We start from the raw sequence: 20321 nt of genomic DNA, 5'->3' as shown, positions 1-20321 counted from the left end.
CAGGGCGCCGTCCGACCGCAGCGGGGTGCCGGTCGGCAGCCGGTCCATCGCTGCGCGGATGTTCGTCAACCCGCGGCGGACCCGGCTCGGGGTCAGCGCACCTGCCCGGATCGGCTTCTCCCAGGGCTTGCGTCGGGCGGCCGCCAGCGGCAATGCGGGGCGGAACTGGGTGTGCGCGGCGATGACGAGCCAGGGCCAGCGGTCGGCCGCCTCCGGTTCGGGCAGCCGCGGCCGGGTCCAGCCCGGGCTCTGCTTGAACAGGCGGAACGGTGCTCCAGGTCGAAGCGACGAAGACGGCAAGATCAGACGAAGACGGCAAGACCAGACGAAGTCGACGTCGGCGTCGGCGGCGCCGGTTGCGGAGGACCACAGCCAGACGGTGCCCGGCCGGCAGGCTCTGGACCACCCGGGCCGCCCGCAATCTCACCGCCCCTCGAACGGCTCCGCGTTGACCGCCGGCTCGAAGAGGCCCTCACCCGCGGCGCCGACCCGCTCCACCTCGTGCTCGTCTTCGGTATCGACGAGAAGACTGCCATCCGCTACGCGGACTCGGCAGGACAGCTTCTGAAACCGGAGCTGGGGACCGCCCCGGCCCGTCCCGGACAAACCTCGGCACATCCACGAAAGAACCGATCCCCGAAAGTACCGATCCCCGCGAGAACCGAACCCGCCGTCGAGGTTCATGCCGAAAGTGCCTGCTCACTGCAATCGCTGTCCCGCACACAGGCAGCAGCCAATTCGTCCAAGGACACGTCCAGCGCTGTGGCCAATGCCGCCACGGTGAAGAACGCCGGAGTCGGCGCCCGACCGGTCTCGATCTTGCGCAGCGTTTCCGCCGACACCCCCGCCGCTGCGGCGACCTCCACCATGCTGCGGTCGCCGCGCGCACTACGCAGCAGTGCGCCGAACCGCTCTCCGCGCTGCCGTTCGCGTGGAGTCAAAGGAGTTCTCACCATGCCCGTGATACTAATACCGGTATAAGAATTGGATGGCGTGTGTGGGACAGGGAGTCGCAGGACATGGTGGAAATCAAGACCGACGCAGCGCTGGACGCGATGAGGGAAGCCGGGCGCGTCGTGGCCCAGGCCCTGGCCGCTGTCCGGGAAGCGGCAGGCGTCGGGGTGTCCCTGCAGGAGCTGGACGAAGCGGCCCGCACCGTCCTCAGCAAGGCCGGGGCCCGCTCACCCTTCCTCGGCTACCGGCCCTCCTTCGCCCCCACCCCCTTTCCCGCGGTGATCTGCACCTCGGTCAACGACGCCCTGGTCCACGGCATCCCGACCGGCTACCGCCTGCGCGACGGCGACCTGGTCAGCATCGACTGCGGCGCGGAGCTCGACGGCTGGACCGGCGACGCCGCCATCAGCTTCATCGTCGGCACCCCCAGGCCCGCCGACGTGGACCTGATCAACGCCACTCAGCGCGCTCTCGATGCCGGCATCGCCGCGGCCACCCCCGGCAACCGCATCGGCGACATCTCCCATGCCGTCGGCGCCGTCGCCCGATCGGAACGCTGCGGCATGCCCTCCGACTTCGGCGGGCACGGCATCGGCCGCCGCATGCACGAAGACCCCCACGTCCCCAACCGGGGACGCCCCCGTCGCGGCTTCCCCCTCCGCCACGGCCTGACCCTCGCGATCGAACCGATGCTCATGGCCGGCGGACGCGACGACTACCGCACCGGCACCGACGGCTGGACTCTATTCACCATCGACGGCAGCCGAGCAGCCCACATCGAGCACACCGTCGCCATCACCGAGGAAGGCCCCCGCATTCTGACCCTGCCCTGAGCAGCACAGCGAACTGCGCGTGCACCAGAACCCATGGGCCGGATCGGAATCCCGCGTCGCCAACCGGATGCAACTTGGAATGCGCCGAGATTCCGATGGCATCCACGAAGAGCCTTCCGACCTGGGAAAAGGCCGGTGGTCATGCCCCTGGTCAGCGGTCCGTCAGTGCCTTCGGAGCTGGTGACACCACTCCCAGGCCATGCTCTCGACAGCGAGGCAGTCATGCCAACTGCGAAGGCCGGTAGCCCTGTTGCAGAGCTACGAAGACGGTAATGCGGGGCCGACACGCTTCTGGTCGGTCTGGTCTCACTTCCCGTCGCCCTGGGGGAGCGGCAGGGCAGGGGGCCTCGGGGAAGGGTTCCGCGATGTGCTCACGGCTTCCAGTAGCGCGGTGACGGTCTCGTTGTACGGGGTGGGAATGCCCAGTCCGGCTCCCGCGCGCACCACCGCGCCGTTGCGGGCGTCGTATTCCAGCTCGCGGCCTGCCAGACGGTCCCACAACATGCTGCTCCCGGACTCGGGCGGCATCCACGCTCCACGGCAGCCGAGTGCATCCGAGGCACTGGAGATCCTCACGCGGACGTACTGAGCTTGTCATGCACCCAAGATCGCGGACTTACTGATCGTTTCCGAATGAGCTGAGCTCCGGGTCCTGCTCCGGGGTGACGGCCTGGCGCCGGTTGCGGGACTGGACCGCTGCCGGAGCCGGCCGCGTCTGCACGCCGCCATGCTGAGCGAGTTGCGCCGCGCCGCCCCTTCGACAAGTATCGCCGCCTGCTGTGGGAGCGCGGCATCAAACCGGTGAGCGCCCGACGCGGCGTTGCCCACGGCTGCGGACTGGGCAAGATCCGTTGGGTAGTCGAGCGCACCTTCACCTGGCTGCACCAGTTCAAACGGCTCCGCATCCGCTACGAACGACGCGCCGACCTCCACCAGGGCCGGCGATCTGAGGCGAGGACATCCGTTGTTCCGGGCCTGCCAGGTGGCACCGGATTGAGACAACGCCGCGCGAACTGCGTACCGCTTTACAGCAATCCACGAGCCCACCTTCGCGGCGTGGCTCCCTGACCTGCATCAACGACCCAACGCTCCCGCAGTCACCGAGCAGTTCAGCAGATCACTCGGCTGATCGCATGGATTCCACGGAGGTTGGTCGAGGAGGACTGTCGATGGAATTCAATGGCACCGAGAGTCCGACGACCGGCGCGTCGGGCCGTGACGCCGCGCAAGAAATCCAGGAATCCTTTCAGGCGGTTCTGGACGCCCTGGACGCCGCACGCGCCGAGCTCTACGCGGAGGAGGATTACCGGAGTACCGCACACCCGCCGTCCTTCGATCACCGCAGCAAAGCGGCCGGAGGTGACGACGCCACTCGTCCCACCCCGTCGCCGCCCTCGGGGCCGGCTCCGTACCGACGGACAGAGGGCATGGGGGACGGTGGGCTCGAACTGGTTCCGGTCCCGCCACAAGGCCTTTTACCGGCCGTCGGGGATCCGGCGCAGCCCGGGCGCGCGCGTCACGCCCCCAAGAACACCGTGGTCGAGACCCTGTGGTCACGCGGTATGCGACGGGAGGCGGTTCCGCCACCGGAGGTGGGAGAGCCGCCGACCCCAAGGCGCGGGGGGCCGAGGCACGCCGAGCCGCCGACAGCCTCGCCGCCCATGACTCCTCCCAAGCCCGTGCGGCGCAGGACCGATTCACCTGCGGACGCCCGCCGCTCGGCCGCGCCGCAACGCCCGGCTCCGCCCACGACCCGGCTAGTCGCCCAGCCCGCCCAGGCGCCCCCGGGGCGGGACGCCGATCGCCCGCCTGCGGAGCAGGGTGGCCGGGGCCATCGGCGGATCACCGACCGGCGACACACCCGTGTCGCCGGAGCCTTCGGCATGGGCGCCGTGAGCGGATGGATCCTTGCTTCCTCGCTCCTCGGCAACGCGCACTCGGCACCTCCGGTGCCACCCACGTCCGTGGGGCAACCGGACCAGCCGCTGCCCGGCACCCTCGAACCTGCGGTCCCGTCCGTGCCTACGGAGCAACCGGACCGGCCGCTTCCCGGTGACACCTCACTGCCCGAGATCCCGGGCACCGGGACACTGCGCCAGGGCGACAGCGGCCATGGGGTGTACGAGTTGCAGGTACGTCTGCTCCAGATCCCGCACGTCTACGACGGCGGTGCCATCAACGGCCGCTTCGACGCAAAGGTAAGGCAGGCTGTGGCCCGATTCCAGGAACGCTACGGCATCCGGGGGGACGCGACCGGCGTCTACGGGGACAACACGCGCCAAGCCCTCATGCTGCGCACCAAGTAGCCGGAACCGGGTGGCTGCACGCCAGTCATGACTGTTCAGCCGGGGCCCGCGGCGGAGTACAAGGCGTCGACCTGGGCTCACTGCGAGGCGTTGCCTTGGACGGGGGGGGAGCGAAGGCCGGCTGTCCGGCCCGCCGTGTCGCATGATCAGCCGGCGTGCTCGCCCATGGGGAGCTGATATCGATCAGGCACGGCCAGACCGAGTGGAGCCTGTCGGGCCGGCACGCCGGCCGCACCGACGTTCGGTTGACACACGTGGGTGAGGTCGCGGCCAAGGCGCTCGAGCCGAGGCCGGCCCTACGCCCGCTGGTTGCGGTGTTCAGCAGCCCGCTGAGCCGCGCCATGGGGACGGCCCAACGGGCAGGCCTGACCCGCGGTGCAGCAGCTCCGGCGCGCCGTCGAAGGCCGCATCGACGCCGGACCGGACGTCCTCGTCCTCCAGTTCGTGCAGCGTGGCCGCACTCGCGTGGATCTTGGTCCGCAGCGACACCTGGGCGAACGTCTCCAACGGCCGGGTCCGCATGGTCGTTCGGGAGGAGTGCGGTGAGTGCCGTGGCCGCGGCCAGGAAGCGGCAGTGGGCGGGGTCGTCGTTCCCGGTGAGGTCTCAGAGGTCTCAGAGGTCTTGGAGGCCGCAGACAGGCCGTAAGGCCCTGGCCGCCGCTTTCCAGCTCCGGAGGTCCAGGAGACTTGCGCAGTCCCGTCCGTGGGGCCAGTCCCCCCCGGGCGCCTTGTTCAGAGGAGGGCGCCGATGACGGTTTCGAGGAAGGTGGCAAGAGAATCGATGATCGTGGTCAGCATTTCAGGCTCCTTCGTAGAGAGCGGGTAGGTACAAGTAGGACTACCTGTGTTCCGTTGGGGGCGCACGTCACGAGCGTTTTTCGGGTGAAGCGGGCGGAACGGTTCACGATTTCCCTGCTGGGACGTCTTGCGGCGTGAGGAATGGGCGGCCGGCCGTCGGCGTCGCTGCTCGAGGACCTTCGTGGTGGCCGGCCGGGAGCTGACCCCGGTCGGGTGCCTGTGTTGTGGCCCTTGCCGACCAGGCCGAGGGTGTCTTGAGGGAGGCCGGATGTCTCGGTGTGAGCGGCGGGTGGGCCGTTGAGGGCGTGGATGGTGCAGGCGCGGAGGCGATGGACGATCTGGGGGGCCAGGAACGAGGGGCCTGTTGCGAAAGTCCTGGTCACGGCCGTCGTTTGGTGGCCGCGTGGCGAGCACTTGGCGCTGTTTTGAATACTCCCATTGGTCATAGAATCGGCATGTGACTGATGAAGATTCCGCATTCGCGGTGCTGGGTGTGTTGGGTGATCCTGTCCGCCGTCGGCTCTATCGACACGTCGCCGCCGCCCCTGGTGGGGTAGGGCGCGATGCGGCCGCGGAAGCGGTCGGGATTTCCCGATCGCTGGCCGCCTTCCACCTGGACAAGCTGGTCGAGGCAGGGCTGCTGGCCGTGTCCTTCCGACGGCTGTCTGGGCGCACCGGCCCCGGGGCGGGGCGGCCGGCGAAGGTGTACCGGCGTGCCGAGGGTGAGTATGCCGTGTCCGTCCCGCCTCGGTCCTACGACGCAGCCGGTCGGCTGCTCGCCGAGGTGGTGGAGAACGCCGGCTTGGACCGGGAGCTACAGGCCGCGGCGAAGGCCGCGGGTGCGGCACATCCGGATGCGGCTGCCGGTGACCTGGTCGAGGTACTGCGGGCCCGCGGCTACCAGCCCTTCTGGGATGGGGAGACGCTGCGGCTGCACAACTGTCCCTTCCACGGGCTGGCCAAGGAGTTTCCCGCCCTGGTCTGCGGGATGAATCTCGCGCTGATCGAGGGCCTGGTACGCGAGCAGTGGTCGCCGACGATGGATCCGTGTCCCGGTGGGTGTTGCGTGGCGCTGTCTAAAAATAAAAGTCATTGACTATAGAAGCGTGGTCGGGCCATGCTGAGCCCATGACTGGCTTTCACCTTGCACAGGTCAACATCGGCCGCATCGTCGCCCCGCTGGACAGCCCCGAGTTGGCCGACTTTGTCGCCCAACTGCCCGAGATCAACGCGCTTGCCGAGCGCAGCCCCGGGTTCGTGTGGCGCATGGTCGACGATGAGGGCGAGGACGCGACCGGTTTCCGCCCCGACGAGAACGACGACATGATCCTGATCAACTGCTCGGTCTGGGAGTCAGTTGAAGCCCTGCGGAACTTCATCTACCACACTGATCACCTGCGCGTACTGAGCCGACGCCGAGAGTGGTTCCAACGCCTGGCCGAAGCGCACCAGGCCCTGTGGTGGATCCCGGCTGGTCACCGTCCGAGCATCGCTGAGGCGATGGAGCGGGTCGCGTTCGTACGCGAACACGGCCCCGGACCACTCGCGTTCACCTTCCGTGACCCCTACCCGGCACCAGCCAGGACCGCGCAGGTCTAGGGTCTGTTGCGCAGGGCGATCAAGGCCGTAGACCATCAAGCGTCGTGCGGCGCGGAGATCTTGGCCGTGGGATCGGATCGACCTGTTCCGCCGCTGGCAACGAGACGGTACGTCGAACCGGATCTTCGAGCAGCTGCAGGCGGAGGCCGACGCAAAGGGCCTCATCACATGAGACGTCGGCGTGGACTCGACCATCACCCGGGCCCACCAGCACGCGGCGGGAGCGCGAAAAAAAAGAGGGGCGTTGCAGAAGGAGCCTCCCGGTGGTGTCAACACCGAGCCGGAGGACCATGGGCTCGGACGCTCACGCGGCGGGCTGACCCCCAAGCTGTACTGGGCGGTTGAGCAGGGCAAAGGCCGCTCTCGCTCCTCACCACCGCTGGGCACCGGCATGACAGTCCGCAGTTTCAGACGGTCCTGGAGGCCATCTGGGTGCCTCGCACTGGCCGGGGTCGGCTGCGCACCCCGCCCGACAGAGTGTGCGGTGTGCGGGCAGCGCGTTCCGCGTTGCCGGAGGGGGGACCATGTGCCGGCGTGGCCGTCCGGTGGGAAAACGGTCGGCCCGATCTGCTGGGAGCAACGTCCTCACAGCACGCCGAGCAGGCCGGTGGCGCACTCCACCGCGCAGAAGGTGGGCGACGTGACGGAACCGCGGTCGCACAGGCGGCGAGAGCTGCTCGAGCGCCCTGATGCCGCAGGCGGCGGCCGACATGGTTTTCGGCCGCCGCCTGGCGGAAGGAATTCAGGTGCAGATGTGTGGAGAGTGACGTGTCGTCAGCGGGTCGCGCTACCCGCGGCCCACTGGCTCCACGGCATGTTCCAGTCGCTGAGGCCGTTGTCCGGGGCCAACGTGGTCTTGTCCTCGGAGTTCTTGACGATCACAACGTCACCGATCATCGAGTTGTCGAAGAACCACGCGGCGGGCTGCCCGCCGTCGCCGCCACCCCTGACGTCCTTCAGGCCCACGCAGCCGTGGCTGGTGTTGACCTTGCCGAAGACCGAGTCGGCCGCCCAGTAGTTGCCGTGGACGAACGTGCCCGAGCCGGTCAGGCGCATGGCGTGCGGTACGGCCTTGATGTCGTACGCGGGCTTGCCGTCCTTCTCCGTGAGGCCGACAGTCGCACCGTTCATGTGGATCTGCCTGAACTTCTCGGAGATGACCATCTGACCGTTGTACGTCGAGTGCTCGGGGCTGCCGGACGAGATCGGGATGGTCTTGATCGTCTTGCCGTCCCGTGCGACCGTCATCTGCTTCGTCTTGGCGTCGACCGTGCTGATCTGGCTCCGGCCGATCTTGAAGGTGACCGTCTTCCGGATGCCGTGGAGGTTGAGCTTGACGGTGACGGTTGAGCCGGGCGTCCAGTAGTTCTCGGGGCGGAAGTCCAGGCGGTCGCCGCTGAACCAGTGACCGACGACCCGCTGTCCGCTGCTGGAGCTGACCTGGATCTTCGACTCCACGGCGGCCTTGTTGCTGACCGCCTTGTCGAAGTTGACCGTCACCGGCATGCCCACGCCGACGGTCGAGCCGTCCTCGGGGGAGAGGTGCCCGATGAAGTCGTTGGCCGGGGAGACCGTGGTGATCGCGGCGTTCCCGGTGACGGAGCGGCCCTTGGCATCCTCGGCCTCTGCGGCGACCTGATACTTGGTGGCCCGCTCCAGCGGGCCGTTCGGCTGCCAGGACGTGCCGTCCGTCGACAGGGTGCCCGGAATCTCGTCACCGGTCGCGACGGCGGTCATGGTCACCTTGGTGAGCTTGCCGTTGCTTACGGTGACCTTGACGGGGTCGTTGACCCCGACGTTGTAGGCACCTCCTTGCCCAGTCCTGATCTTTATTCGGGCGTCGGAAGCATCCTGGGCGGGCGTCGGATCCACTCGCGCCTGCGATTTCGGCTGATCCCCGGCTTCGTTGCCGCTGGTGGCAGCGTTGCTGGTACCGCCGAGGGCCGTGAGTGCGAGTACGCCGCCGAGTACGCCGGCCATAGCCACCTGTCCGGTGCGTCGTTTACGTACCGTGATCAAACGCTTCTCCATGCCACTGGTCTTTTGAATCCTCGTAGCTGATTGCCGGAGGAGTGCAACGAGCTTTAGAACCACTTATACGCATACATCCGTCCCAAAATGAGCAAAACGTGGTGAAGGCCACGCGTAGTCGAGCGCGTTGCCGAGGCCCTGCTCGAGGGCCGGACGGCGCGTAGTCGATCTGCTCTCGCCGCCCGGTGCCTGCCATGACGGAGACACCCCTCGGGGGCGAGTTGCTTGAATCTCGGAAGCGCGGCTGCCTCTGTGCGCCGGACCTGCTACTCGTCGCTGGGCTGGCGCCGCCTGCGATGTGGAGGCGACCGCCGGCACGGTGACCGGCAGGCGCTGGCGGCGAGAGCGTCTTGCGCAAGCGCCTCGGCCCCGGCTTTCCGTGCCCACGCCAACTGCGCGGTTGCGCAATGATGCGGCCTCGGCGAACCGTTCAAACCTGCCCTTCCGCGCCTCGGCGGGATGTCGAACCACCATCGCCGCCTGCCCGCCATGGCCCGGACGGACCTCACCCCGAGTCCCGCGTACCACCGGGGACACCCGGCTGCTTCCTGACACGCCTCTTCTACGGCTGTGGTGCCGAAGAGGTGTGCGGCAGACACGAGCCCGTCGGTGGGCACTGGTGCGCGCTGGGCACCGGGTCCATCAGTGGATCGATCAAGGGGGACACTAATGAGCACGGTCAGGGAGACAGTGGAAGTCGACGTGGCCGTTCACACCGCCTACAACCAGTGGACCCAGTTCGAGATGTTCCCGGACTTCATGGAAGGCGTCGAGGAAGTCAGGCAACTGGACGACCGCCACAACCACTGGACCACCAAGATCGGTGGGGTCCGTCGGGAGTTCGACACCGAGATCGTCGACCAGCTCCCCGACGAGCGCATCACCTGGCGCACCACCACCGGTGACACGACCCAGAAGGGCACGGTCCGCTTCCAGCGCATGGACGACATGCACACCAGGGTGGAACTGGTCATGGACGTCGAGCCCAGCGGAGCAGTAGAGAAGGCCGCGGACATGCTCGGAACGCTCGACCGGCGTGTCAAAGGCGACATGAAGCGCTTCAAGCAAGTACATCGAGCAGCGCGGCGCAGAGTCCGGAGCATGGCGCGGGCGCATCAAGCCCGGAAACAGCGACACGCCCCTCTGATACCGCGGTCCCGCCGCCGTCCCGCTCCCGGAGGCGCTCAACGACCTCACACCGGCATCAGCTGGCAGCGGCAGCTGTCCGCAGGCGGCTGCTGCAGCGTGTACGTCGTCTGCGGCCCCACACCCACCGGGATCTGCGCCGCTCCTGCAGGGAGGGCGGTCGCCGGCGGACCGCCGCCGATGCTCCACTCTTCCGAGGTCTCCACCCAGGAGTGGCGTCTCGCGCGGAAGGGGGCCAGCCCCAGCCAGCCGAGGAAACCGGCGCCGACGGCTGACCGCCCCTTACTCCCTCTCTTGCTTCGCTCGCCGATGGCGACGCGGAGCTACTGGGTCTTCCACGCCCGCCACGAAGACGAACGCCCCCGACCAGCAGCGTGGGCTCCACGTGCACCGCGACGCGGGCCGTCGGCCGTCGCGGGCCACCGCGGCTGGATCCTGGGACGTCCTTGGGACCGCCCGCCGCGATCATCTGCCCACTGCACAGTGAGAGGTTTTTTTGAACTCGTCGGTGTGTGCGGACGGTGGTCGCGCCTTCGTGAGGTGAAGCTGAAGGCGTGAGCAACAGTAGCGAGGGTCAGGTGACTGCTGAGCAGGTCCATGCCGCGTTGGTCGCTCTCGGGGCTGAGCCGGTGGCTGATCCGGCGCGACCCGAGGGGCCGCAGGAAGAGGACCGTCTGCATCTGCTGGGCAGCCTGCTGGCGAAGACAGAACTGGAAATCACCGCCGCGACGCGCTTGACCGAGGAGGAGGAGATCGAGGACGTCCTCGAGACGATGCTCGGCTGGTCAGAGCAGGTAGGCCCTGACCCCGGCCTTGCGGTCAACGTCCTGACGAACAGGCTGCACCGCACTGCGATGCAGGTCGCGCCAGAGGCGGAGGAACTGCCACCGGGCCGGGAGGCTTCGTTCGCCGCCGCCATGACGGCGGTGTATACGCTCAGCGCCCAGCTGCATGCGGAGCGCGGTGATGTCCAAGGAACCCGACGGGCTCTGGGCGGGGCCGAGGAAGCCCTCATCGACATCCTGCAGGGCGTGCATGACCTGCGCGTCGCCATTGGAGACGTGGCCGGACTGGAAGACGAAGAGGGCTGAACCGCTCACCGTCGCGCTCGTACCAGCGGCTTTCGTTCGGATCAGGATCAGCGTGCGGACCGGAGAAAGATGCCCGCGACGTGGAGTCCAGCCAGGCAGATCATGGCTGACTTCTCGTAGCGGGTGGCGCAGGCGAGCCATGACGTCGGTGAAGGCCGGCGCGTCGCCGGCCTGTCCGGCGGTGACAACGCCCGGCCTGTGGCGTGGTCGGCTGGTTCGCAGGCAGGGAGCCCTTTTTGCGGGCCCCCGGCCGCGTGGCGAGCCCGCACGATCGTGGAGTCCACCGACACCGCCCAGTGCAGGTCCTCGTCGGCGCCACGATCACCTGGAGGTGATCCCTCCAGCGGCCACCCCGCTTCGGCTTCGGTCCGGGAGCAACAGCTCGATCCGCGCCCTGCTGCGTATCTGTTGACGGCACACCCGGACCAACGACCCACTGATCCAAACGAAGCTGCCTAGACGCGCGTGCTGACGTAGCGCGCGTTCGGGCCCCACTTGTCCATCACCGGGGCTGCGCACCACTGACACAGCGGGGCGCCACCGCGGCCATACTTGTGCGTCTTGCGCTGGCACGCGGCACACGGCCCGACCTGATCACCGGGGCAGATCAGTGCGGACGGGTCAGGCTCTGTGACGGGAGGCACGGGAGGCACGGGAGGCACGGGAGGCACGGGAGGTACGGGAGTCGTCATCGTGTGGTTCCTGTTCTGGCCTACAAGCGCCAGTCAGGCCGTGGCGGCGCGCGGTCGTCCCCATCAGTCACGCCTTCCTCACGCTGTACTCGGTCTCAGGACCGCAAGCGGCGCAGCATCTTGTCGACGCCGCAGTGCATGACGCCCGTGCCGGCGAGAGCGTCACCGTCCGAGCTTCAGCCGACGCCCTGCGGGCAGAGATCGCAACCCGGACAGGCGCCGAAAAGCACGCGATGGCCGCGCTCGCCCTCCCGGATCCGCCTCGACGAACACAGTCTGCATCCCAGTTCTGTATGAGTGCGTCGATGCCGCCTCCGCGATGGGCGGTCACGTCGTCGCCATTCGGCTACGCCGCACCCGCACCGACCTGATCCCGTGGCGGTGCGAGGAATGGTTCGCAGGCGTCGACGACCACTTGATCACTTCGCTCGGTGCGTAGCCGACCGACGCGGGGCCCTTCGCGGCTCACTGCTGCGACGGCCCTGCAGGTGCGGACACCGGAAGTCCCGTCGGGCGTGCGCGCCGGCGCCTCCGCGGGAGCTCTGTGCTGAAGACGGTCAGAAAACAAACCGATTGCGCGTCTGCTGCGTTATTGTCCGCCGCTCGTCTGCCTGCTGCCGCCGTGGCTGAGCCCGCGGCAGTTCGGCAAGCTGGGCGCTGCGATGCGGCGCGAGAGTGCGGACCCGGTAGGCAAAGCCCGGCCGTGGTGCCCGCCCCTGGAGGACCGGATCCTGCTGGTAACGGCCTACTGGCATACGAACGTGACGCTGCGGCAGCTCACCCCGCTGTTGGGGTGTCGAAGTCGGCCGCTGACCGCATCATCGGCCACCTCCGGCAGTCGCTCCTGCCAAGCGTGGGCGCTGTCCGGTGCGAGGGCCGCCGTCGGCCGGACCACGGTCATCGCGGACGGCGGCTATCGGGGCACCGGCCTGGTCATCCGGCACCGCCGCCGACGCGGCCAGACCGAACTGCCTGCTCGACATCGCCCGACTTCACAACCACGCCCTCACGGGATGAGTCCCGCCCCATACGGGACCACCTTGAAGAGAGGCCCAAGGGAGACGGCTCCCCACCTCACCGTCTCGGAGGATGCTCAGTCGAGACAGAACTCGTTGCCCTCGATGTCCTGCATCAGGATGCACGACTCATTGTCCTCGTCGGCAAGCAGCAGTCTCACACGTATCGCGCCGAGCGCGACCAGTCGTGCGCACTCGGCTTCGAGTGTGGCGAGGCGCTCTTCACCCACGAGCCCGGTGCCGACCCGCACGTCAAGATGCACCCGATTCTTGACGACCTTGCCTTCGGGGACGCGCTGGAAGTACAGTCGCGGGCCCACGCCAGAGGGATCAATGCATGCGGACCATGAACCCTGCTGCTCAGGAGGCAGAGAGCGGTTGAAGTCGTCCCAAGTGGCGAACCCCTCCGGCGGCGACGGTACGACGTACCCCAACACCTCGCACCAAAAGCGAGCGACGCGCTCAGGTTCTGCGCAGTCGAAGGTGACCTGGAACTGCTTGATCGATGACATCGCCGCACCATAGCAGGCGGACACTGTTGCTCAATTCCCGGAGTGGATCCGCATGTTGTCGGGAGGACGGCCCCAGCTAGCCGCTGCTGTGTCGTGCGGTCGCCGGGGGGGGGAGGAGGAACCGATGTCGGCGCCCTCGAGGGGTTGCCCGCCGTTCCGGACAAGGCCGCGGCCACGGTCCTCGCCGCGTTTCCCGACGACAGCCTGCCGATCCGGGACCGCACCTACAGAGAAAGCGCCTCCCGAGTGAGAACCGGAACCGCATCCCACCCCAAGCCATGGCCGCCCTCAGGCAATGCCGGAGCGGCACGCCGTGTACCGCCGCCTCACTTGAGCTGCCGGCCCGGCGTCGGGCGCTCCCGCCGCCGGTCCAGTTCCTGAAAGTGTGTTCTCAACGGCCGTTGAAAACTCGGCTCAGCAGGTCCTCTGATAGGAGACGTCTGGGATGTACGTCTTCCATTCCAGGCCAGTCAGGCCGCCACCCGCGCGGGCACACACGGCTTCGGCCACCAGCTCTGGGGCTACGGGGTAGATGCGCAGTGGGGTGCGAGTGCCGCGGACCGAAAGTGTTGCTCCGTTGCCACCGAAGGTAAGAGAGCGCACCCGGTCTCCAGCAGTGAGCAAACCGTCCCCAAGGGGGCGCTTCGTCGCAGCGTCCCACAGCCGTACGGTGCCGCACCGGCCACGGCAAGGATGCTGCCGTCGACCGCTGCACCGGACCCGCCCCTGGGTCCAGGGGACCCTCCCGACGTCCCATCCCCACTCCACAATCAGCACGGCCAGCACGGCCAGCACGGCCAGCACGGCCAGCACGGCCAGCACGGCCAGCACGGCCAGCACGGCCAGCACGGACAACGTTCGCACCGCGATGCGCCGACTGCACCGGTGACCAGCATGTTTCAGCCGACGGCCGCCACCGATCAGCCAACCGCATCCAGCGGTACGCCCACCTCGCCAAGGTCGCCGACTGGCTCGATGCGGACCCGCGCGTCTCGGCACAGGCCGTACCAGCGCCGAAGCGGAGCCGGTGTACCGCAACCAACGCGACGACACCGCCATCCTGCGCAACGACCACGGCCGCCCCGTCGACGACGGCTCCTGGGGCCGTGACCACCGTGACCACCGTGACCACCGCGGCGGCGCCCGCTGCTGACCCACACGCTCTCCCGCGCCGGCGACCACTGACCCGGCACACGGCAGCCCCCTCACGCTGTGGCGCAGGCCCCGTCCCGAAGGCGCACCGCCGGCCTGCCGGGAGGTCATCAGCAGGAAGAAGGCCTGCCTCGTGGATATCGGGGAGCCCGGTCGCACCATCGGGGTGACGCCGTCGTCGCTGTCCCTCTGCGGACAGACCGGCCCGTCGCCTGTGCGACGACTGCAAAACCCGGGTCATCGATGTGAGGCGGCAGGCGCGGGAGGACGAAAACGCCAGCGCCACGAACAAGAGCACCAGCGGCAGGAGTTGGGTGGCGAAGGAGGTACAGAAGGCCGGCGGCCGGCTCTCGCGCCTCCGTACCGGACCCAGGCAAGCCCTTCACCGGCAGCGCGGGCAAGCCAAGGCGGCCGTGGACAGGCCCGCGTTGTTGGTGATACTCGCAGGCTGGACGCCCCACGTGCGTGCCGCCTGGCCGGGTTCCTTGTCGGTCGCCGGGCGGCTCGCGGAGTTCGCCGACCCGCTCGCCGGGATGATGCCGCGGGCCGGCTCCTGAACCTTGCCGTAGGACGGTGCTGCGCCGGTCTACCACCAGACGCCGGCGCGCAGGGCCGCCCAGGTGGCGCGGTTCACGATTCCGGTGGCGGGGAGTCCGGCATGCTGTTGGACCACCGTCACCGCGTAGCTGGTACGGGGGCCGTAGATGCCGTCCATGGCAAGAGGCGGGAGGTAGCTGGTGTTGGTGTTGATCAGGCACTGCACTTCGAGTACCCGCCGGTCGGGGTAGGTCTTGCCGGGCTCCACCGGTCCGTCGCCGGCGTAGTAGTTGCAGGTGGAGGAGGTGTTGGCCGCCGCGGTGGGCATGGGGGCCGGTGCAGCGGCGGATGACGGTGTGGCGGCGACTCCGCCGAGGAGAAGCAGCACGGTCAGGGGCGGCAGGACGCGGCGGTGTGAGGCCATGATCCGACTCCTTGGGCAGGGGAGTGGTGAGGTGGCGTGCAGAGGGCACGGCGGCCCGGCATGGAGGTGGCGGGTGCCGGGCCGAAAGAGCGGTCGGCTTTCGGCCCGGCACCCGTGGCTCACTTGTGGCAGTCGATGTCGTTCCACCACCAGTTGTCGAGGGCGGCCCAGGTGTTGTCGCCGATGATGCCGTCGGCGCTGAGGCCGGCGCACTGCTGGAAGGCGATGGTGGCGCTCTTGGTCGCCGAGCCGAAGTCGCCGTCGACGATGACGTGCCGGTCCAGGACGCTGTTGAGCTGGCACTGGGCCTGCTTCACTGCGGCCCCGCTGGAGCCGACGGAGAGCGTGGGCTCGGCATTGGTGTAGTTGCAGTTGAAGTGCTGGGGCTGGGCCGGGGCGGCGGTGGCGGCCGGGGCGGCGGCGATCAGGCCGCCAGTGAGCAGGGCTGCGCCGGTGAGCGCTGCGGCGCGGGAGATCAACGACATGCTTACCTCCGGTAGAAGCCGGTAGAAGACGGCCGTGCGCCCGAGTCGAGACAGGCGTCGGGGCCGGATGCGGGACATGGTCCGAGGACCTGCGCCGTCCCCCCGGTGAAGCTGTCCGGCGCAGGCAGGTACAAGGTTTCCCGGGCGACGCGTTGTTGCGCACCCTCGTTCTGTGGCGTGCAACAAAATCTCCAAAGCGTCCAGGCAACCGGGGAATTGGCCGAAAGCGGCAGGTCAGCAGGGTTGCAGCGGCTTCACGGCCGTGCGTAGGTCGGGGCCCGCCACGTTGCGCCGATGAGGGAGACGAGGCAGGAATGGGCCGTCGTGAACGATGCGGCCGCCCTCGCCCGCTACGAGACCATCGAACTGGCCGTTCGTGTCGACCGCCCGGCACACGTCTGTGAAGCGGGCAAGGCAGATGGCGAGGCGCGTCGCTCCGCATACACAGCACCGGCGCCGACGTCGGCGGCGCGCAGCCCATGCCCTGTCAGGCAAGGCGCTGACGGCGCAGCTACCACACAAGTCCACCCCCGGCACGGCAGGCTGGGGTCCTTGCCGTCCGTTCCGCTCCCAGGAGAGCGACACGCCTGCTCGGTACAGCTCGGTCGCCATGGCCAGGGCCGGACGCTCGGGTAGCCGACATGCCGGCCGGTGCGTGGCCAGATGGGTGTGACGGAGGGTCGGCGTGTCCGTGGTGTGGGTGAGTGTGGGGTGAAGGTGGTGTGGGGAAGTTGTCGCAGGCGGTCGACGTGCGGAGCGGGCCCTGCCGAGACTGCGGGTTTCTCGTGAGCGCATCTCCAACCCCCCACACTTACCGGGGACTTCATGCGCCGTGTCGTCTCCGGCCTGCCCGCCACCGCCGCAGCGGCCAGCCGTCGTCCACGACACACCGGGACAGACGCAGCCTGCCGGTCGGGGTCAGCGGGGCATTACGGTGGGATTCGAGGGCCTCCTGAGTCTCGGTCGTAGGTGTCGCGATCCACACCGAATCCAGAAGGCCCTCATCTGTTCAAGCACCGAGCACGCCTGTCACCAACGTCCTGGGACAGCACACCTAGTGCCAGCCATGCCCGGACCCGGGCACCGTCGCCGGCTTTCCCCGGAAACATCCGATGGAGTAGGGATACTCTCCGTTGAGGTGGTAGTGGTACATGACGACCTTCTTGCCGTCCCACATGATCGCGTGGGTGTGACCGTGGCAGACGTCCAGATCCCTGTTCCTGACGATCTTTCCGTCCTCGCCGCGCGGCCCGAAGATCCCGAAGCCGTCGATGGCGTATCCCACGAGCGGTGAGTGCCGGGAACGGGAACGGGTGTTCGTGGATCCCCTGGAAGCCTTGTTGTCGAAGCAGGTCTGCGAGGGGCCGTGGTAGTGGTACTGCGTGTCGTACGGATGGCCCCAGCAGCGGTCCAGCGGCAGGGCCGCGTTGGGATCGACCGGTCGGTCCTCCGCGTCGGTGGCCACCTCCAGGTGGAAGGTGCCACCTGCCAGAGCCATCCCGGTCGTCAGCTGGTCGATGCACGTGGGCTGCGCCTGGACAGACGGATCGCGCGGAACGATGACGTTGAGGTTCCATGGCTTGATCGGGATCGCGGCGGCGTTGGGGTACCCGTGCGCGGGAATCTCCGCGTAGTACTTGTAGGCGGGGGTGCCTTTCTGGACGGGGAAGCGCCCGGTGGGATGGTCCGGGAGCCCGTTGCCCTCGAAGCGCCTCTCGGTCGCGGTCGTCGTCACCTTCAGGTACTTGTGCCAGTGCATGGTTCCCGACACGAACGGGCGCTTGAGTACGTCGATCACACCGTGCGCGTCGATCCACGGGCGGTCGGGCCGGGTGAGGGTCCCCCCTTTGCAGGCGAAGAGGGTGTCGCGCGCGGGTGAGGCGATCGACGTACCGGTAGGGGGTGTGTGCAGGCGGGTGATGGGGGTGCCGTCTCCTCCGCCTCGTACGTCCTCGGCCGCCCGCACGGGACGAGGCGTGACCACCGCCACGGCCCCGGAGTCGGCCGGGGCCATCGCCGACCCCAGCAGCGCACAGGAGGCACTGGCCGCCATGGCAACGGACCTGAACACGACGTACATGAACGCTCCCCATCTCGACAAGGAACAGACGGGCCGCGAGTCGGCGGTCCCGGCCCGGTTCCGCCACCCGCATCACCTCAGCACGCCCGGCTACCGATGCCCCGCCGACACATAGGCGCGTTCGGGTGAGCCCGCGTCCCGGAGCGGGTCGTGCGGACGCCCGCCAGTCCCGCAAAGCAGGCATGTCGACGCGCGCTCATGCGGAGGTACGGCGTTGGCTTCAACATCATGCACAGGGCCCTGATCCCGGCCCTGCCGGAGCCGCGGAAGAAGATGAGGCCACGGGCGACGCGCCTGGACCCCTATGGGCGGGTGATCGCCGCCCCTGAAGGCGGACCTGACGGCGGCGCCGGACGCAGCGCCACACGGTCAAAACGGATCTGCGACCGGCTGCTGGACGAGCATGAAGCCGTCGACACCTACCACCGGATGGTCCGCGCCCACGTCGCCGCCCGCCGTACACCGTCCTGGGCGGCGTGCCGACCGGGAAGGTCCGTTACGACAGCCTTGGGGCCGCCGTCGCCCAGGTGCTGGGCCTCTCACGCCGCCGGGCGCCCCTGCCGGGCAGCGCGGACCGGGTGAGGGGACTGCTCAGGCCCGGCCGTGCGCCTCCTGGGAGCGGCGCGACAGTGCGTCGATGACCGCGGCGGCGAACAGCACCCCGCCGGTGATCACGAACTGGATGGCGACCGGGATGTCTGTGATCGCCATGCCCGAGGCGATCGACTGGATGATCAGCGCGCCGAGCACCGCGGACCAGGTCGTGCCGCGTCCCCCGAACAGGCTGGTGCCGCCGATGACCGCCGCCGCGATGGCGTTCAGCAGCAGGACGCCCGAGCCGGAGGACTGGCTTACCGAGGTGATCCGTGAGGCGAGGAACAGGCCGCCGATCGCGGCCATCGTGCCCGAGACCGCGAGCACCGCGGTCTGCACCCGCACCACGCCGATACTGGCGCGGCGGGCCGCCTCGACACCGCCGCCGAGTGCGTAGACCTGTCGTCCGTAGTGCGTGCTGCGCAGGAGCACGTCCAGTCCGGCCACCACGACGAGGAAGATCAGTAGGGCCAGCGGCAGTCCGTGGAACTGGTTGAGCACGTACGCGGCGGCGAACAGGAGCACCGTGAGCGCTCCCGTGCGCACCCCGAGCTCGCGGAGCGAACGGTGCGGCAGGCCCAGGGCCCGCCGCCGGCTCCTCTCCCGGTAGGAGATGACGAAGGGCAGGCCTGCGCCGAGCGCCGCCAGACCGTAGGCGACGCCGTCCTTGCTGAAGTAGTAGCTGGTCAGCTTGGCCACGAGGCCGTTTTCGTCGAGGTCGATGGTGCCGCTGGTGCCGAGGACGTAGAGCATGACGCCGTTCCAGGTCAGCAGCCCCGCGAGCGTGACGACGAACGCGGGCACACGGGTCCTGGCGAAGGAAAAGCCCTGGATGGTGCCGGCCGCTGTGCCCACGAGCACCGCGAGGATGGCGGCGAGCCATTCCGGGACGCCGTTGTTGACGCTCAGCACGGCGAAGACGGCTGCCGCGAGGCCGCTGATCGAACCGACCGACAGGTCGAGCTCGCCGATCAGCAGCACGAAGACGATACCGACCGCGATCAGGCCCGTACCCACGATGTCCACGCTGAGATTGGACAGGTTCCGCGGGGAGAGGAAGTTCGGGTTGAGGCACTGGAAGACGACCCATACCGCGACGAGGACGAGGATGACCGGGAGCGAGCCCAGTTCACCGGCGATGAACTTGTGCCGGGACGCGGCGGCCCAGCCCTCCACCACACGGACGATTTTCCGCCCGGGCTGCGGCCGGCGGGGTTCGGCGGCGAGGGCGGCGGGGTCGGCCTGCCTGTCGCCCGCCTTTTTGCGGTCCTGTGTCACCCGTCCACCTCCCGGTGGGCCACCCGATGGGGAACGTTCTGCGTGGCCCCGGTGATGGAGGAAATGATCTCTTCTTGGGACGCGGTGGTCACGTTGAAGAAGCCGTTGTTGCGGCCGAGCCGCAGCACCGCGGCCCGGTCTGCGAGGGCTTTGACATCGGCCAGGTTGTGGCTGATGAGCAGGACTCCCATGCCGCGGTCACGCAGTTGGTCGACGAGTTCCAAAACTTCGGCGGTCTGTTCGATGCCCAGGGATGCCGTCGGTTCGTCCAGCAGGAGTACCCGGGGGTCGCCGAGGAGTGAGCGGGCGATGGCGACCGTCTGCCGCTGGCCGCTGGACAGGGACACGACGGGGGAGCGCAGATCGGGCAGGCCCTTCGCCAGGCGCTTCAGGAGGTCACGGGTACGGCGTTCCATCTCCACTTCGTCGAGGAAGCCGAGCCTGCGGATCTCGTGCCCCAGGAACAGGTTGCCGACGACGTCGAGGTTGCCGCACAGGGCGAGGTCCTGGTAGACGGTGGCGATGCCGAGATCCCGGGCGTCGTGGGGACGCCTGATGTGGACCGTCCGGCCCTCCCATTCGATGACACCCGTGTCCGCGGGGGCCACGCCCGAGATCACCTTGACGAGGGTGGACTTGCCGGCCCCGTTGTCCCCCAGAAGCGCCACGACCTCGCCCGCGCGAATCTCCAGTTCGATGTCGGTGAGGACCTGAACGACGCCGAAGCGTTTGCAGACGCCGTGCAGCGCCAGCAGTGGTGGAGCCGGCACGGAGACCATCTCCTTCCCGGGGC

At 68.6% G+C, this 20321-nt stretch carries 18 protein-coding genes and 4 pseudogenes; 12 read left to right on the top strand and 10 right to left on the bottom strand.

The window, feature by feature from the left end:
- Window positions 1–680: 680 nt before the first annotated feature.
- On the bottom strand, window positions 681–956 hold the full coding sequence (locus AB0A61_RS20180) for a helix-turn-helix transcriptional regulator (protein ID WP_361293564.1): 276 nt from the start codon (window positions 954–956) through the stop codon (window positions 681–683).
- A 63-nt stretch (window positions 957–1019) separates the two neighbouring features.
- Here AB0A61_RS20180 and map point away from each other — a divergent pair, with 63 nt between their 5' ends.
- On the top strand, window positions 1020–1787 hold the full coding sequence (gene map, locus AB0A61_RS20175; RefSeq protein WP_361293562.1) for a type I methionyl aminopeptidase: 768 nt from the start codon (window positions 1020–1022) through the stop codon (window positions 1785–1787).
- Window positions 1788–2093: 306 nt separating this feature from the next.
- Here map and AB0A61_RS20170 read toward each other — a convergent pair whose 3' ends face one another.
- A complete protein-coding gene (locus AB0A61_RS20170; RefSeq protein ID WP_361293559.1) occupies window positions 2094–2315 on the bottom strand; it encodes a ketopantoate reductase C-terminal domain-containing protein in 222 nt (73 codons plus the stop codon).
- 231 nt (window positions 2316–2546) lie between these two features.
- On the opposite strand from AB0A61_RS20170, the pseudogene AB0A61_RS20165 reads away from it, so the two are divergent.
- The 5 genes and pseudogenes from AB0A61_RS20165 to AB0A61_RS20145 form a co-directional block, all read left to right on the top strand.
- Window positions 2547–2723: pseudogene (locus AB0A61_RS20165) on the top strand (transposase); the annotation flags it as partial.
- Window positions 2724–3805: 1082 nt separating this feature from the next.
- The gene (locus AB0A61_RS20160; protein ID WP_361293556.1) at window positions 3806–4093 is read left to right on the top strand and encodes a peptidoglycan-binding domain-containing protein; all 288 of its coding nucleotides are present in this window, start codon (window positions 3806–3808) and stop codon (window positions 4091–4093) included.
- 155 nt (window positions 4094–4248) lie between these two features.
- On the top strand, window positions 4249–4845 hold the full coding sequence (locus tag AB0A61_RS20155; RefSeq protein ID WP_361293553.1) for a histidine phosphatase family protein: 597 nt from the start codon (window positions 4249–4251) through the stop codon (window positions 4843–4845).
- Window positions 4846–5348: 503 nt separating this feature from the next.
- A complete protein-coding gene (locus AB0A61_RS20150; RefSeq protein WP_361293550.1) occupies window positions 5349–5987 on the top strand; it encodes a helix-turn-helix domain-containing protein in 639 nt (212 codons plus the stop codon).
- 32 nt (window positions 5988–6019) lie between these two features.
- A complete protein-coding gene (locus AB0A61_RS20145; RefSeq protein ID WP_361293547.1) occupies window positions 6020–6490 on the top strand; it encodes a DUF3291 domain-containing protein in 471 nt (156 codons plus the stop codon).
- 774 nt (window positions 6491–7264) lie between these two features.
- Here the strand turns inward: AB0A61_RS20145 and AB0A61_RS20140 are convergent.
- Window positions 7265–8521, bottom strand: coding sequence for an Ig-like domain-containing protein (locus AB0A61_RS20140; protein WP_361293544.1), 1257 nt, complete (start codon window positions 8519–8521; stop codon window positions 7265–7267).
- A 669-nt stretch (window positions 8522–9190) separates the two neighbouring features.
- Here AB0A61_RS20140 and AB0A61_RS20135 point away from each other — a divergent pair.
- Window positions 9191–9668, top strand: a pseudogene (locus AB0A61_RS20135) (SRPBCC family protein).
- A gap of 553 nt (window positions 9669–10221) precedes the next feature.
- Window positions 10222–10758, top strand: coding sequence for a hypothetical protein (locus AB0A61_RS20130; RefSeq protein ID WP_361293833.1), 537 nt, complete (start codon window positions 10222–10224; stop codon window positions 10756–10758).
- Between the two features lie 126 nt (window positions 10759–10884).
- On the opposite strand, the pseudogene AB0A61_RS20125 reads toward AB0A61_RS20130, so the two are convergent.
- Window positions 10885–11072 (bottom strand): annotated as a pseudogene (locus AB0A61_RS20125) (IS5/IS1182 family transposase); the annotation flags it as partial.
- 950 nt (window positions 11073–12022) lie between these two features.
- Between AB0A61_RS20125 and AB0A61_RS20120 the strand changes: the two are divergent.
- Window positions 12023–12424 (top strand): annotated as a pseudogene (locus tag AB0A61_RS20120) (transposase family protein); the annotation flags it as partial.
- Window positions 12425–12543: 119 nt separating this feature from the next.
- On the opposite strand, the gene AB0A61_RS20115 reads toward AB0A61_RS20120, so the two are convergent.
- Entirely contained in the window at window positions 12544–12978 is a 435-nt protein-coding gene (locus tag AB0A61_RS20115; RefSeq protein WP_361293541.1) for a VOC family protein, read from the bottom strand.
- Window positions 12979–14005: 1027 nt separating this feature from the next.
- On the opposite strand from AB0A61_RS20115, the gene AB0A61_RS20110 reads away from it, so the two are divergent.
- Window positions 14006–14131: a hypothetical protein gene (locus AB0A61_RS20110; protein WP_361293538.1), complete on the top strand. Its 126-nt coding sequence runs from the start codon at window positions 14006–14008 to the stop codon at window positions 14129–14131.
- A gap of 430 nt (window positions 14132–14561) precedes the next feature.
- Window positions 14562–14687, top strand: coding sequence for a hypothetical protein (locus AB0A61_RS20105; RefSeq protein WP_361293535.1), 126 nt, complete (start codon window positions 14562–14564; stop codon window positions 14685–14687).
- A gap of 29 nt (window positions 14688–14716) precedes the next feature.
- Here AB0A61_RS20105 and AB0A61_RS20100 read toward each other — a convergent pair whose 3' ends face one another.
- The 3 genes from AB0A61_RS20100 to AB0A61_RS20090 form a co-directional block, all read right to left on the bottom strand.
- Entirely contained in the window at window positions 14717–15091 is a 375-nt protein-coding gene (locus AB0A61_RS20100) for a peptidoglycan-binding domain-containing protein (RefSeq protein ID WP_361293532.1), read from the bottom strand.
- Window positions 15092–15210: 119 nt separating this feature from the next.
- On the bottom strand, window positions 15211–15576 hold the full coding sequence (locus tag AB0A61_RS20095; RefSeq protein WP_361293529.1) for a peptidoglycan-binding domain-containing protein: 366 nt from the start codon (window positions 15574–15576) through the stop codon (window positions 15211–15213).
- A 1054-nt stretch (window positions 15577–16630) separates the two neighbouring features.
- On the bottom strand, window positions 16631–17542 hold the full coding sequence (locus tag AB0A61_RS20090) for a YHYH protein (protein WP_361293526.1): 912 nt from the start codon (window positions 17540–17542) through the stop codon (window positions 16631–16633).
- 10 nt (window positions 17543–17552) lie between these two features.
- Between AB0A61_RS20090 and AB0A61_RS20085 the strand changes: the two genes are divergently transcribed.
- On the top strand, window positions 17553–17771 hold the full coding sequence (locus tag AB0A61_RS20085; protein ID WP_361293523.1) for a hypothetical protein: 219 nt from the start codon (window positions 17553–17555) through the stop codon (window positions 17769–17771).
- A 476-nt stretch (window positions 17772–18247) separates the two neighbouring features.
- Here AB0A61_RS20085 and AB0A61_RS20080 read toward each other — a convergent pair whose 3' ends face one another.
- Both AB0A61_RS20080 and AB0A61_RS20075 read right to left on the bottom strand, forming a co-directional pair.
- A complete protein-coding gene (locus AB0A61_RS20080) occupies window positions 18248–19429 on the bottom strand; it encodes a sugar ABC transporter permease (protein WP_361293815.1) in 1182 nt (393 codons plus the stop codon).
- 95 nt (window positions 19430–19524) lie between these two features.
- Window positions 19525–20307 (bottom strand): ATP-binding cassette domain-containing protein, encoded by a 783-nt coding sequence (locus AB0A61_RS20075; protein ID WP_361293520.1) that lies wholly within the window; start codon window positions 20305–20307, stop codon window positions 19525–19527.
- Between the last annotated feature and the right edge of the window lie 14 nt (window positions 20308–20321).

The organism is Streptomyces sp. NPDC046197 (assembly GCF_040646295.1).
Taxonomy (GTDB): Bacteria; Actinomycetota; Actinomycetes; order Streptomycetales; family Streptomycetaceae; genus Streptomyces.
Note: the sequence above shows the minus strand (reverse complement) of the source record. Positions and strands in the feature narration are given on the sequence as shown.